This is a genomic window from Streptomyces sp. Root1310 (assembly GCF_001426425.1).
Taxonomy (GTDB): domain Bacteria; phylum Actinomycetota; class Actinomycetes; order Streptomycetales; family Streptomycetaceae; genus Streptomyces.
Genome location: NZ_LMEQ01000001.1, coordinates 1 through 12,863 on the forward strand (window position 1 = coordinate 1; position 12,863 = coordinate 12,863).

Consider the following 12,863-nt stretch of genomic DNA (forward strand, 5'->3'; position numbering starts at 1 on the left):
ATCAACATATCTGGCGTTGATTTTTGGCACGCTGTTGAGTTCTCAAGGAACGGACGCTTCCTTTGTACTCACCCGAGAGACTCTCTCAGGCTTTCCTCCGGGCGCTTCCCTTCGGTCTTGCGTTTCCGACTCTATCAGATCCTTTTCTTGATCCGATTCCCTGTCGGGGGGATTGTCTGGGGCTTTGGACTTTCGCCTGTCGGCCTTTCGACATTCACTACGTTAGCCGATTCCCTCCGCAACTCATAATCGAGTTCCGCCGGGTTGGAATTCGGGCATGCGGGCATGCCGAATTCGCTCCCGCTGAGGGGCGTCGTAGGTAGTGGGTTGGCCGCTTCCGACTGCCGGCGAATGCCGTACCCGGGTCAAGCGGCTCGGGCTACATTACGCTCCGGCCAACAGCGAGTCAACTTCGGCGGCGCCTGGGGGCATGGGCCCGATAGGGGCTCACCGTCGGGTCGTCGGCGACCCAGTACCGCCAGGGGTGGACCGCCCCATCGCCGGACACTCCGGTGCGCGGGCCGCTGCGTACCTGGTCGGAGGTGACCGGGGTACCGGTCAGGATCCTCAGGGGGGTGTCCCCCGTCGCACAGGCGTCCGTGCCGTCGAGGGCTCGGTCCACGTCCAGGGCGGTGGCCAGGCGGGCGGGTCCTTTGGCCAGTTCCTTGTCATTTCGGGCCGAGAGTCGACGTTTGCGGGCCGACTCGGCGCCCTCGACGATCTCGCCGGCGCGGAGCAGAACTGCGGAGGCCGTGCCGTCCGGACCGCAGACGAGGTTCATGCAGTGCCACATGCCGTAGGTGAAGTAGACGTACACATGACCGGGCGGACCGAACATCACGCCGTTGCGGGCCGTGGGGCCGCGATAGGCGTGGGAGCCCGGGTCGTTCGGGCCGTCGTAGGCCTCGACCTCCGTGAGGCGCAGGACGATCGGACCGTCGGGGGTCGTACGGACGAGGTGACGGCCGAGCAGATCCCGGGCCACCTCCAGGACAGGGCGGTCGAAGAAGGTCCTGGGGAGGGGCGTACGGTCGGGGGTCGCGATCATGCTCTCCGAGCGTAGTGCAGACGCGTGGGTGCGTCGGGGTGGTCAGCGGGCATCCGCCTTGCCAGGGTGTGGGGCACGGAACCGGCCGCGCCGGGATCGCGTATGTAGGGGTCGAGGGACCCCGTAAGAAGAAGGTCGTAGAGGGAGAGACATGGCGTTCAAGAAGCTGCTCGCGAGTCTGGGGGCCGGTGGGGCTTCGGTCGAGACGGTGCTGACCGAGGTCAACGTCGTTCCGGGCGGTGTCGTGCAGGGTGAGGTGCGAATCCAGGGCGGGTCCGTCAACCAGCAGATCGAGGGGCTCTCGGTCGGGCTTCAGGCCAAGGTCGAGGTGGAGAACGGCGACCAGGAGTACAAGCAGGACATCGAGTTCACGAAGCTGCGGCTCGGGGGTGCCTTCGAGCTCCAGGCCGGTGCCGTGCACGCGGTTCCGTTCGGGCTCGAGATCCCGTGGGAGACGCCGGTCACGACGATCGAGGGTCAGACACTGCGTGGCATGAACATCGGTGTGACCACCGAGCTGGAGATCGCCCGCGCCGTGGACTCCGGTGACCTCGACCCGATCAACGTGCACCCGCTGCCGGCGCAGAAGGCGATCCTGGACGCCTTCATCCAGCTGGGCTTCCGCTTCAAGAACGCGGACCTGGAGCGCGGGCACATCCGCGGCACGCGGCAGAAGCTGCCGTTCTACCAGGAGATCGAGTTCTACCCGCCGTCGCAGTACCGGGGGCTGAACCAGGTCGAGCTGAGCTTCGTGGCCGACGAGCACACGATGGACGTCGTGCTGGAGATGGACAAGAAGCCGGGGCTGTTCAGCGAGGGCAGCGACACCTTCCGCTCGTTCCAGGTGGGTCTGCACGACTACCAGGGAACCGACTGGGCGGCGTACCTCAACCAGTGGCTGTCCGAGGTCGGCAGCAAGCGCAACTGGTTCTGACACACGGAGAGGGCCCGGAGTGCCGTACAGCGCTCCGGGCCCTCCGTGCGTCCGCGCGCGCGGCGCGGAGGTCGTAGGCTCCGAAGGGAGTGCTTGCCGATCGATCAGGAGGTGTCGAAGTGACCGAGCCGAAGAGGCGGCCGCTGCCCCACGCTTTCCATCCGCCGGTTCCGTCGTTCACGGTCACGAGCGAGGATGTCGAGGAGGGGGCGACGCTCAAGGACGCCCAGGTCCATGCTGCGGGGAACACCTCGCCCCAGCTGCGGTGGGAGGGTTTCCCGTCCGGGGCCAAGAGTTTCGCCGTGACCTGCTACGACCCGGATGCCCCGACGGGCAGCGGATTCTGGCACTGGGTCCTGTTCGACATCCCGGCCTCGGTGACCGAGCTGCCGGCGGGTGCAGGCGGCGGCAAGTTCGAGGGGCTGCCCGAGGGCGCCGTGCACGCGCGCAACGACTACGGGACCAAGGAGTTCGGCGGGGCCGCGCCGCCGCCGGGGGACGGACCGCACCGGTACGTTTTCACGGTGTACGCGGTGGATCAGGAGAAGCTCGGGCCGGATGCCGATGCCTCGCCCGCCGTCGTGGGCTTCAATCTGCGGTTCCACGCGATCGCCCGCGCTCAGCTGATCGGTGAGTACGAGGTTCCCGCGGAAGGATGAGTCAGCTCATCGTTCATTGAACGTTTGCCCGCCTCTGGTCTTGGAAGTGATCAGAGGCGGGCATTTTTGTTGCCGGGGGTCGCGGGGGTCACCTCCCGTGGAGCAGCAGATATTGCGTTGTCCATCTCGGCGTGCCCGGCCAGAGTTGATCCCAGCCCGCCAGGGGGTGGGCCGGTGCACACAGGAGGTGGGCTGGTATGCGGGACACGCTGGTACTGAACGCGAGCTTCGAGCCGCTGTCGACGGTGACGTTGAACCGAGCCGTCGTTCTGGTGCTCCAGGACAAGGCCGTCGTCGAGCAGGCCCACCCCGAACTGCGGATGCGCGGCGCCGAGGTCGACATCCCGGCGCCTCGTGTGATCAGGCTGTGCAGATACGTACGGGTGCCCTTCCGAAGACAAGCTCCGTGGTCGAGACGGGGTGTGCTGATACGGGACCGGCACCGGTGCGCGTACTGCGGTCGCCGGGCGACGACCGTGGACCACGTGGTGCCGCGGGCGCAGGGCGGTCAGGACGTGTGGCTGAACACCGTCGCCTCGTGCGCGGAGGACAATCACCGTAAAGCGGACCGGACTCCGGAGCAGGCGGAGATGCCGTTGCTGCGGCAGCCGTTCGAGCCGACGCCTGCGGACGCGATGCTCCTGGCTCTGGGGCAGGATGACCTGGCCGCGCTGCCGGAGTGGCTGACCATGGACGCGGCGTAGCACGTGTCCGGATGTGACCGGGGCCCACCTTCGCTCGGAAGGTGGGCCCCGGTCGTGTGTCCGCGGGTCAGTCGATCGACGGCTTCTCGCGGCGTTCCGAACCGCCGCCGTTGCCGGAGTTGTTGCCGCCCGAATTGCCCCCGAAGTTACCGAAGTTGCCCATGGCGCCGGACAACCCCTTGAGGGCGTCGCCGATTTCGCTGGGGACGATCCAGAGCTTGTTGGCGTCGCCTTCGGCGATCTTCGGAAGCATCTGGAGGTACTGGTAGGAGAGGAGCTTTTGGTCCGGGTCGCCGGCGTGGATGGCCTCGAAGACCGTCCGCACGGCCTGGGCCTCGCCCTCGGCGCGCAGCGCGGCCGCCTTGGCCTCACCCTCGGCGCGCAGGATCTGGGACTGCTTCTCGCCCTCGGCGGTGAGGATGGCGGCCTGGCGCGTGCCTTCGGCGGTGAGGATCGCGGCGCGCTTGTCACGGTCGGCGCGCATCTGCTTCTCCATCGAGTCCTGGATGGAGGTCGGGGGCTCGATGGCCTTCAGTTCCACGCGGTTGACGCGGATGCCCCACTTGCCGGTCGCCTCGTCGAGGACTCCGCGCAGCGCCGCGTTGATCTCCTCGCGGGAGGTCAGGGTCCGCTCGAGGTCCATGCCACCGATGATGTTGCGGAGCGTGGTGACGGTGAGCTGCTCGATCGCCTGGATGTAGCTGGCGACCTCGTAGGTCGCGGCCCGCGCGTCGGTCACCTGGTAGTAGATGACGGTGTCGATGTTCACGACCAGGTTGTCCTGGGTGATCACCGGCTGCGGCGGGAACGGCACGACCTGTTCACGCAGGTCGATGCGGTTGCGGATGGTGTCTATGAACGGGACGACGATGTTGAGGCCCGCGTTGAGCGTCCGTGTGTAGCGGCCGAACCGCTCCACGATCGCGGCACTCGCCTGCGGGATGACCTGGATCGTCTTGATCAGGGCGATGAAGACCAACACCACCAGAATGACCAGGACGATGATGACCGGTTCCATCGCGGCTCCCCGTACCTTTCTCCGCCTCGGCGCTTTCGGAAGATCTTATGCCTGTTGAAGATCTTGCTGGACGAGTGTGACAGACCGTCGTGCGGCTCGTGAGGTGTTCTGTTCACTTACGTCGTACGGGAGTTGCGCAGGGTCAGATGACGATCGCCGTGGCCCCCTCGATGTCCACGACATCGACTTCCTGCCCGACGTCGTAGGCGCGGTCGGTGTCGAGGGCGCGGGCCGACCAGATCTCTCCGGCGAGTTTGATGCGGCCGCCCGAGCCGTCGACGCGCTCCAGCACGACGGCCTGCTTGCCCTTCAAGGCGTCGATGCCGGTGGCGAGTTGGGGACGCTGCTTGGCGTGCCGGGTCGCGATCGGGCGTACGACGGCGATCAGTGCGACGGAGACGACGATGAAGACGAGCACCTGGGCGACGGCTCCGAAGCCGAGACCTGCCACGACGGCGGCGGCCACCGCGCCGACCGCGAACATGCCGAACTCGGGCATCGCGGTCATCACGAGCGGGATTCCGAGCGCTGCCGCGCCGACGAGCCACCACACCCACGCGTCGATGTCGTTCACACCGTCATGGTAGGGCCGCACGTCCTGCCGGGGACAGGGCGCACAGGGAGCGGTCAGGACATCGGCAGGCCCTGTGCCGTCCAGCGGTCGCCGACCTGTTCCACGACGAGCGGGAGGCCGAAGCAGAGGGAGAGGTTGCGGGAGGTGAGCTCCAGCTCGACCGGGCCCGCGGCGAGGACCTTGCCCTGGCGGATCATGAGGACGTGGGTGAAGCCGGGGGCGATCTCCTCGACGTGGTGCGTCACCATGATCATCGAGGGGGCGATGGGGTCGCGCGCGAGACGGCCGAGGCGGCGTACGAGGTCCTCGCGGCCGCCGAGGTCGAGACCGGCGGCGGGCTCGTCGAGGAGCAGCAGCTCGGGGTCGGTCATCAGGGCGCGGGCGATGAGGGTGCGCTTGCGCTCGCCCTCGGAGAGCGTGCCGAACTTGCGGTCCAGGTAGTCGCTCATGCCGAGGCGGTCGAGGAAGGCGCGGGCACGCTGCTCGTCGACGTCCTCGTACTCCTCCTGCCAGCCGGCCGTCATGCCGTACGCGGCGGTCAGCACCGTCTGCAGGACGGTCTGGCGCTTGGGGAGCTTGTCGGCTAGGGCGATGCCGGCCATGCCGACGCGGGGGCGCAGCTCGAAGACATCGGTGCCGGGGCTGCCGAGGGTCTCGCCGAGGATGGAGACGGTGCCGGCGCTGGGGAAGAGGTAGGTCGAGGCGATGTTCAGGAGGGTCGTCTTGCCGGCCCCGTTGGGACCGAGGATGACCCAGCGCTCGCCCTCCTTGACCGACCAGGAGACCTGGTCCACCAGAGCCCGGCCCTCACGGACCACGGATACGTCCTGAAGCTCCAGAACATCGCTCATGAGCGCGTTGTCTCCCCTTGCTGTGTGGCCGGTCGGTGGTCGCGGGCACCTGTGGCTCGGACCGCCGCGCATGGGTGGGCGCGGCCTCTCCGGGAAAATCTACGCCACCGGTCGGGCGGCCCGATCCATCGGTCCGGTCCTTAGGGTGGAGGCATGCTCTCGGAACCGCGCTCTGGTCGCCTTGCCGCTTGGGGAAATGCCCTGTTGGCCGGAATTGTCTCGCCGGACGACGCCGTCCTCGCCATCGTCGGTGAGGACGCCGTGCACCGGGTGGAGGGGCTGCCCGGTGAGTCGGCGCCCGTCGGACTCACGCTCGCGCTGGGGCGCCTGCGGGCGCTCGGGGTCGACGGTCTGCGGGTGGCGCTGCCCGCGCCGGGACATCCGCTGGGGCTGAGCGGGCCGCCGGAGTTCAATACGCGGGCGCTGGAGGCGGAGGAGGCCGTGGTGTGTCACGGCGCCGGATACGGGCTGGTACCGGAGGTGTACGAGGCCGGACCCGACGGTGATGTACATGTCGAGGTCGTGTGGCACTGCCTGCCGGTGCGGGAGGCCCCGCCGGCCGATGTGCCCTCGCTGGGCGAGGCGGAGCGGGAGCTGGCGGAGGCGCTGCGGGACGCCACGGCGGTGCTGGCGCGACTGGACCTGGCGGGTTCGGGGCCGGTGGCGGAGGCGGCGATCGACGCGTACCGGGCTCGGGCCGAGCGGGGCCGGGAGGTCCTGGCGCCGGGGTATCCGCCGCGGGCGGTGCGGGTGCTGGAGCTGGCCCAGCGAGTGGGCCTGCTGGTGTCCCTCGCCTATGAGAACGGCCCCGGGGGTGCGGTCAGCTCGGCGGAGATGGCGGTGCGGGCGGAGGCGCTGCGGCCGGTGGAGCGGACTGGGCGGCGGGCGCAGGTCGCCGCGTACAACTCCGTTGTGGAGGAGCGGGAGCGGGGGGTTCGGTGAGCGTGGGTGCTTACGGTGACCCCGGGGGTGTGAGCCTCTGGGGGTGCCCCCCAGACCCCCTTCGGCCCTGAAGGGGCCTTGTCCTCAAGCGCCGGACGGGCTGGATTGCGGGCGGTCGGTTGAAGGTCCCGACGAGCCAGGGCCGCACGGGCTGGAGGGCCGAGCTGGAGTGAAAGGTCGTGGCAGGCCGGGCGCCGCATGGGCTGGAGGGCCGGGCGGCGGTGGAAGGTGTCGGCTGGCCGGGGGCTCGGCCGGCTGGAGGGCCGGGCGGCGGTGGATGGGGGTATGCGGAAGGGCCCACGCGTCGGCTGTGGCGCGTGGGCCCTCTGTGGTGCGGTGACGGACTCAGCGGTTGATGCAGACGTTGCCGAACGCCGGGTTCAGCAGGGCGACCACGTTGAGCGTGTTTCCGCAGATGTTGATCGGGATGTTCAACGGCACCTGGATGGCGTTGCCCGAGATGACGCCCGGAGACTTCACGGCCGCGCCTTCCGCCCCCGAGTCGGCGACGGCGGCACCGGCCGAGGCGCCCGCGGCGATACCCGCGACGGTGAGGGCCACAGCAGCCTTCTTGGCGATGTTCATGAGAAGCGTTCCTCCTGCGTTTGCGTGTCCGACCCGGCCGCGGGCCGTACGCTGCCCAACGCGGAGTGATCGGGAACGATGCGGGGCCCGCCGGGAAGACACCTCGTTCGGATCATTGGAGCGACAAACAGACCGGCCTCCCTCGGTGGGGGCCGAGGGAGGCCGGAGGTCACCGCGGGTGCGGGCGGGACCTCAGTGGTTGAGACCCAGGTTGCCGAAGGCCGGGTTCAGCACGCCGATGACGTTCACACTGTTGCCGACCACGTTGACCGGGACGTGCACCGGGGCCTGGACGAGATTGCCCGAGACGACGCCCGGCGAGCCCTTGGCCTCGCCGAGAGCGGTGGCGCCGTCGGTGGCGGAGGCCATGCCGGCACCCGCGGCCATCAGGCCGCCGGCCACCATCGTCACGGCCGCTGCCTTCTTCAGGTTCTTCACTTCTGACCCCTCCTAGCGATTGCCGCGGCAATCGCCGCGGCACGCACTGGAGAACGGCTGCGGGCCGCGAAGGATGCGCCATCCGGGGGACATTCCCACGACGGTATGAATCTCGGATCGGAAGTTAACCTTCCGCGTCGCCCCACCGGGGCGCCCCCGCGATGCCCGGGTGGTGCGCCGGAGCGTGTCTCAGCGGGTCACTCCGTGGCGGACGGCCCACAGCGCGGCCTGGGTGCGGTCCGCGAGGTCGAGCTTCATCAGGATGTTCGAGACGTGTGTCTTGACGGTCTTCTCGGAGAGGACCAGGGCCCGGGCGATCTCGCGGTTGGATCGGCCGTCCGCGATCAGGGTGAGGACCTCGCGCTCGCGTTCCGTGAGCGCGCCGCCTCGGCCCTGGCCCGAGGTGCCCTCGTCCTGGGAGAGGAGTGCGCCGGCGACCTCCGGCTGGAGCAGGATGTGCCCGGCGTGGACCGAGCGGATGGCGCCGGCGAGGGCGTCGGGGTCCACGTCCTTGTAGACGTACCCGGCGGCACCCGCGCGCAGGGCCGGGACCACCGTGCGCTGTTCGGTGAAACTGGTGACGATCAGCACGCGCGCGGGGTTGGCGAGGTCGCGGAGTCTGCGGAGGGCCTCGACGCCGTCCATGCCGGGCATCTTGACGTCCATCAGGACGACGTCGGGCTTCAACTCCTCCGCGAGGGTGACCCCTTCGGCGCCGTCGGCGGCCTCGCCGACGACCTCGATGTCGTCCTGCACCTCCAGGAAGGTGCGCAGGCCCCGGCGGACGACCTGGTGGTCGTCGACGAGCAGCACCTTGATTGCGTCAGCCACCGGGAGCCTCCATCTCGATCGTGGTGCCCTTGCCGGGCGCCGATTCCACCGTGAGCGTGCCACCGACGCCGCTCGCCCGGTCCCGCATCGACACCAGTCCGAGGTGGCGGCCGGCCCGGCGGACCGTCGTCGGGTCGAAGCCGGCCCCGTCGTCCGTGACGCGCAGGACAGCGGCCGGGCCGCGCCTGCCGAGGGTCACCTCGACGCGCTCGGCCCCGGAGTGGCGCAGCGCGTTGTGCAGAGCCTCCTGGGCGACCCGCAGCAGGGCCTCCTCCTGCGCGGCGGGCAGCGCGCGGACGCCCTGGCTGGTGAAGGTCACGCGCGCGGTGTGGGCGCGGTCGAGGACCTGGATGTGGGTGCGGAGGGTGGCGACGAGGCCGTCCTCGTCCAGGGCCGCGGGGCGCAACTCGACCACGGCGGCGCGCAGTTCGTCGGCGGCCTCCGCGGCGAGCGCCGCGACCTGCTGCAGTTCGCCCTTCGCGCGCGCGGGGTCGCGGTCGACGAGGGCGGTGGCGGCCTGGGCCGTCAGGCGCAGGGAGAACAGCTTCTGGCTGACCGCGTCGTGCAGTTCGTGGGCCAGCCGGGAGCGTTCCTCGGCGATGGTCAGTTCACGGCTGCGCTCGTACAGGCGGGCGTTGGTGAGGGCTATGGCGGCGTGCTGGGCGAGGATCGAGAGCAGTTCCTCGTCGTCCTCGGTGAAGCCGCAGCCGCCCTGGGGCCTGGCGCAGTTCTTGTTGGCCAGGAACAGGGCGCCGAGGACCTCGTCGCCGTCCCGGACGGGCAGGCCCAGGAAGTCGGACATCTCGGGGTGGGCGGACGGCCAGCCCTCGAAGCGCGGGTCCTTGCGGACGTCGGCGAGGCGCTGGGGCCGGGCCTCCCGGAGCATGGCCGCCAGGATGCCGTGCTGGCGGGGCAGCGGGCCGATGGCCTTCCACTGCTCCTCGCCGACGCCGTCGACGACGAACTGGGCGAAGCCGCCGTGGTCGTCGGGGACGCCGAGGGCGGCGTACTGCGCGTCCAGCAGTTCGCGGGCGGAGGCGACGATCGTCTTGAGGACGTCGCGCACCTCGAGGTGCCTGCTCATGGCCAGCAGCGCGGAACTGACCGCCGCGAGGCCGGACCGGGGGCCTTGACTCATGCCCTCACGGTACCGGCGGGGTGTGACAGCGCGGATCGGACCTGTGACGGCCACGGGCTGGGGCGCAGGACCTAGGTCGGAGGTCCCCGGTAGCGCGGCCTAGGGCGAGGGGACCGGGTGCGCGGGCGTACGACGAAGGGCCCCTCCGGCTTGCGTCCCGCGTCCGAGGCGGGGGCGGGGGGCGGGTTCCTACGTTGGGATCACCGCCGGACGGAGGCGGGTCGGACGAGGGGACGGTTGTCATGCCGGTTGCGATCATCACGGGTGCGTCGAAGGGGCTGGGGCGGGCGCTGGCCGAGGCGCTGGCCGCACGCGGCTGGGATCTGGTGCTCGACGCCAGGACCGCGGAGGTGCTGAAGGAGACGGCGGCGGCCCTGGCGGCGCACGGGACCCGGGTCGAGGCCCGCGCGGGAGACGTCACGGATGCGGCGCACCGGGCCGAGCTGGTGGCGGCCGCCTGGCGGCTCGGGGGCTGCGACCTGCTGGTGAACAACGCGAGCGCGCTGGGCGCCGAGCCTTTGATGCCGCTGGCCGAGCTGCCCCTGGACGGGCTGCGGCGGGCGCTGGAGGTGAACGTGGTGGCGGCGCTGGGGCTGGTCCAGGAGGCGCTGCCGCTGCTGCACGGGGCGCCTGCGGGCGCGGTGATCACCGTCAGTTCGGACGCGGCGGCCGAGGCGTACGAGACGTGGGGCGGCTACGGGGCGTCCAAGGCGGCCCTGGACCATCTCGCGGCGGTGCTCGGTGCGGAGGAGCCGGGGCTGCGGGTGTGGGCGGTGGACCCCGGGGACATGGCCACGGACCTGTACGCGGCGGCCGTACCGGACGACGACGATCCGCGGCCGGATCCGGCCGGTGTGGCGCCGGCCTTCCTGCGGCTGCTGGACGAACGCCCGGCGAGCGGGCGGTACGGGGCTCCGGCCCTGCTGGAGGGACGGCGATGACGCTGGCGCTGGGGGTGCCGCCGCACGAGCGCAGTCGAGGGTGGGGGAAGGTGCCGCAGGAGCTGTCGGCCCGGGTGCCGGCCGAGCAGCGCGGGCCGGGACGGGAACGGGACGACGTACGGCTGCTGGTGTCGCGGGGGACGGAGGTGACGCATCACGCGTTCCGGGAGCTGCCGTGTCTGCTGCGGGCCGGGGACCTGCTCGTGGTGAACACCTCGCCGACGCTGGCGGCGGCCGTGGACGGGCGGGTCGGGCACGCGCGCGTGGTCGTGCACTTCTCCACGCGCGGTGACGACGGACGGTGGGCCGTAGAGCTGCGGGACCCGGACGGGAAGGGCACCACCCGCGCGCGTGCGGGCGGGCCTGCGGGGACCGAGGTGGGACTGGCCGGGGGTGTGCGGCTGACGCTGGAGGAGCCGCTGAGCCCGGGGAGCGGACGGCTGTGGTGGGCGCGGGTGTCCCCCGACGGCGCGGTGCCGGGGCTGCTGCGGGAGCACGGGCGGCCCATCCGCTACTCCTATACGGAGCGGGATCAGCCGCTGTCCGTCTACCAGACGGTGTTCGCGTTGCCGTCGGCCGACGGGTCGGGCAGCGCGGAGATGCCGAGTGCGGCGCGGCCCTTCACGGCGGGGCTGGTGGCGGAGCTGGTGAGCCGGGGGGTGCAGTTCGCGCCGATCACCCTGCACACCGGGGTCGCCTCGGCGGAGGTGCACGAGCCGCCGTACCCGGAGCGGTTCGTGGTGCCCGAGGCGTCGGCGCGGCTGATCAACGCCGCGCGGGCCGGGAAGGGGCGGGTGATAGCCGTCGGGACGACCGCCGTGCGGGCCGTGGAGTCGGCGGCCGGGGCGGACGGGGTCGTACGCGCGCGTGCGGGATGGACGGACCTCGTGGTCACTCCCGCGCGCGGGGTGCGGGTGGTGGACGGGCTGCTGACCGGGCTGCACGAGCCGGAGGCCTCGCATCTGCTGATGCTGGAGGCGGTGGCGGGGCGGGCCGCGATCAGCCGTGGCTACGAGGAGGCGCTGGGCGGGCGCTACCTGTGGCACGAGTTCGGGGACGTGCACCTCGTCCTGCCGGAGGAGAGTGCTGACGCAGAGCGTTGCTGGAGCGACCATCAGTGACACCTGGGCGGGGCCCGTGTGAGCCCGCACATAGGGCGCGGATCACGTACTACGGGCAATAGGAGATAAAGGGGACGCGGTGAACGGGGCAGATGGTTCCATCTGTCCCGATTTGCCCTTCCCTGATCCACTATCGGGGATCGTACGTCACACCTTTGCCTGCCCTTTTTGCGGCCGCTAACAATGGCTCTCGTCGCTCAGCGCCGTGGGTTCTCCCCCGGCGGCGCCCGTGCCGAACGCACCCGCTGTCCGCCGTCGGACGAAGAGAGCGACCTCCGCGCTATTCGAAGAGGTCCATCCGCATGCCCATGAACACTCGTAAGATCGCGATCGCCGGTGCCGCCACGCTCGGCGCCGCCGCCCTCGCCTTCTCCGTGGTGCCGGCCGACGCGCAGACGACCACTACGGACGCCGTCTCCTCGGCCCGGGTCGCCTACAGCTCGACGCCGGTGCAGGCCGTCAAGGCCAGCGTGACCGACCAGCTGGCCACGACGAGCGTGAAGGTCGACGCCATCGAGGCCAAGAAGGCCGCCGCGGCCGCCGCAGCGAAGAAGAAGGCCGCCGCCGAGGCCGCCGCGAAGGCAGCCGCAGCGAAGAAGAAGGCGGCCGCCGCGGCCGCCGCCAAGAAGGCCGCCGCCGCGCGCAAGGCCCAGGAGGCCGCGAGCCGGTCCGCCAAGCGTGTCGCGGTCAAGAAGACCGCCGCCAAGAGCTACGCCAACAACCTCGACGGCTGGATCAAGCACTCCCTGGACATCATGAAGGCCAAGGGCATCCCGGGCTCCTACAGCGGTCTGCACCGCAACATCATCCGGGAGTCCTCGGGCAACCCGAAGGCCATCAACAACTGGGACATCAACGCCATCAACGGCATCCCGTCCAAGGGCCTGCTCCAGGTGATCCCGCCGACCTTCGCCGCGTACCACGTCGCCGGAACGTCCTGGAACATCTACGACCCGGTCGCCAACATCACCGCCGCCGCGAACTACGCGGCCGACAAGTACGGCACGATCGACAACGTCGACAGCGCGTACTGAGCCACCTCCGTACGCCGATGGGCGGCACCCCTTACCGGGGTGCCG

Annotated in this window: 15 protein-coding genes; 7 read left to right on the forward strand and 8 right to left on the reverse strand. The window is 70.5% G+C overall.

What is annotated here, in order from left to right; translation table 11 throughout:
• Positions 1–406: 406 nt before the first annotated feature.
• Entirely contained in the window at positions 407–1,048 is a 642-nt protein-coding gene (locus ASD48_RS00005) for a DNA-3-methyladenine glycosylase (protein ID WP_057599235.1), read from the reverse strand.
• Positions 1,049–1,199: 151 nt separating this feature from the next.
• Between ASD48_RS00005 and ASD48_RS00010 the strand changes: the two genes are divergently transcribed.
• From ASD48_RS00010 to ASD48_RS00020, 3 genes are all read left to right on the forward strand, one after another.
• Positions 1,200–1,982: a sporulation protein gene (locus ASD48_RS00010; protein WP_057599236.1), complete on the forward strand. Its 783-nt coding sequence runs from the start codon at positions 1,200–1,202 to the stop codon at positions 1,980–1,982.
• Positions 1,983–2,101: 119 nt separating this feature from the next.
• Positions 2,102–2,641 carry a YbhB/YbcL family Raf kinase inhibitor-like protein gene (locus ASD48_RS00015; protein ID WP_057599237.1) on the forward strand — a complete coding sequence of 180 codons (540 nt, stop codon included), beginning with the start codon at positions 2,102–2,104 and terminating at the stop codon, positions 2,639–2,641.
• 197 nt (positions 2,642–2,838) lie between these two features.
• On the forward strand, positions 2,839–3,345 hold the full coding sequence (locus tag ASD48_RS00020; protein ID WP_054239279.1) for an HNH endonuclease: 507 nt from the start codon (positions 2,839–2,841) through the stop codon (positions 3,343–3,345).
• Positions 3,346–3,412: 67 nt separating this feature from the next.
• On the opposite strand, the gene ASD48_RS00025 is transcribed toward ASD48_RS00020, so the two are convergent.
• From ASD48_RS00025 to ASD48_RS00035, 3 genes are all read right to left on the reverse strand, one after another.
• A complete protein-coding gene (locus tag ASD48_RS00025) occupies positions 3,413–4,363 on the reverse strand; it encodes an SPFH domain-containing protein (protein WP_020130381.1) in 951 nt (316 codons plus the stop codon).
• 142 nt (positions 4,364–4,505) lie between these two features.
• Positions 4,506–4,937: an NfeD family protein gene (locus ASD48_RS00030; RefSeq protein WP_057599238.1), complete on the reverse strand. Its 432-nt coding sequence runs from the start codon at positions 4,935–4,937 to the stop codon at positions 4,506–4,508.
• Positions 4,938–4,990: 53 nt separating this feature from the next.
• Positions 4,991–5,788 (reverse strand): ABC transporter ATP-binding protein, encoded by a 798-nt coding sequence (locus tag ASD48_RS00035; RefSeq protein WP_054239278.1) that lies wholly within the window; start codon positions 5,786–5,788, stop codon positions 4,991–4,993.
• Between the two features lie 153 nt (positions 5,789–5,941).
• Here ASD48_RS00035 and ASD48_RS00040 point away from each other — a divergent pair, with 153 nt between their 5' ends.
• Complete coding sequence (locus ASD48_RS00040; protein ID WP_057599239.1) at positions 5,942–6,730, forward strand: hypothetical protein; 789 nt, start codon at positions 5,942–5,944, stop codon at positions 6,728–6,730.
• Positions 6,731–7,075: 345 nt separating this feature from the next.
• Here the strand turns inward: ASD48_RS00040 and ASD48_RS00045 are convergent, their stop codons facing one another.
• The 4 genes from ASD48_RS00045 to ASD48_RS00060 form a co-directional block, all read right to left on the reverse strand.
• Positions 7,076–7,315: a chaplin gene (locus ASD48_RS00045; RefSeq protein ID WP_057599240.1), complete on the reverse strand. Its 240-nt coding sequence runs from the start codon at positions 7,313–7,315 to the stop codon at positions 7,076–7,078.
• Between the two features lie 192 nt (positions 7,316–7,507).
• Positions 7,508–7,753, reverse strand: a complete 246-nt coding sequence (gene chpE / locus ASD48_RS00050; protein WP_057599241.1) for a chaplin ChpE — start codon at positions 7,751–7,753, stop codon at positions 7,508–7,510.
• Positions 7,754–7,942: 189 nt separating this feature from the next.
• The gene (locus ASD48_RS00055; RefSeq protein ID WP_057599242.1) at positions 7,943–8,584 is read right to left on the reverse strand and encodes a response regulator transcription factor; all 642 of its coding nucleotides are present in this window, start codon (positions 8,582–8,584) and stop codon (positions 7,943–7,945) included.
• On the reverse strand, positions 8,577–9,722 hold the full coding sequence (locus ASD48_RS00060; protein WP_057599243.1) for a GAF domain-containing sensor histidine kinase: 1,146 nt from the start codon (positions 9,720–9,722) through the stop codon (positions 8,577–8,579). The genes ASD48_RS00055 and ASD48_RS00060 overlap by 8 nt, the downstream gene beginning before the upstream one ends.
• Positions 9,723–9,964: 242 nt before the next feature.
• Between ASD48_RS00060 and ASD48_RS00065 the strand changes: the two genes are divergently transcribed.
• The 3 genes from ASD48_RS00065 to ASD48_RS00075 all read left to right on the forward strand — a co-directional run bounded on the left by ASD48_RS00065 (position 9,965) and on the right by ASD48_RS00075 (position 12,818).
• The gene (locus tag ASD48_RS00065; protein ID WP_057599244.1) at positions 9,965–10,663 is read left to right on the forward strand and encodes an SDR family NAD(P)-dependent oxidoreductase; all 699 of its coding nucleotides are present in this window, start codon (positions 9,965–9,967) and stop codon (positions 10,661–10,663) included.
• Complete coding sequence (locus tag ASD48_RS00070) at positions 10,660–11,784, forward strand: S-adenosylmethionine:tRNA ribosyltransferase-isomerase (protein WP_057599245.1); 1,125 nt, start codon at positions 10,660–10,662, stop codon at positions 11,782–11,784. The genes ASD48_RS00065 and ASD48_RS00070 overlap by 4 nt, the downstream gene beginning before the upstream one ends.
• A gap of 302 nt (positions 11,785–12,086) precedes the next feature.
• Positions 12,087–12,818, forward strand: a complete 732-nt coding sequence (locus ASD48_RS00075; protein ID WP_057599246.1) for a transglycosylase SLT domain-containing protein — start codon at positions 12,087–12,089, stop codon at positions 12,816–12,818.
• Positions 12,819–12,863: the final 45 nt, after the last annotated feature.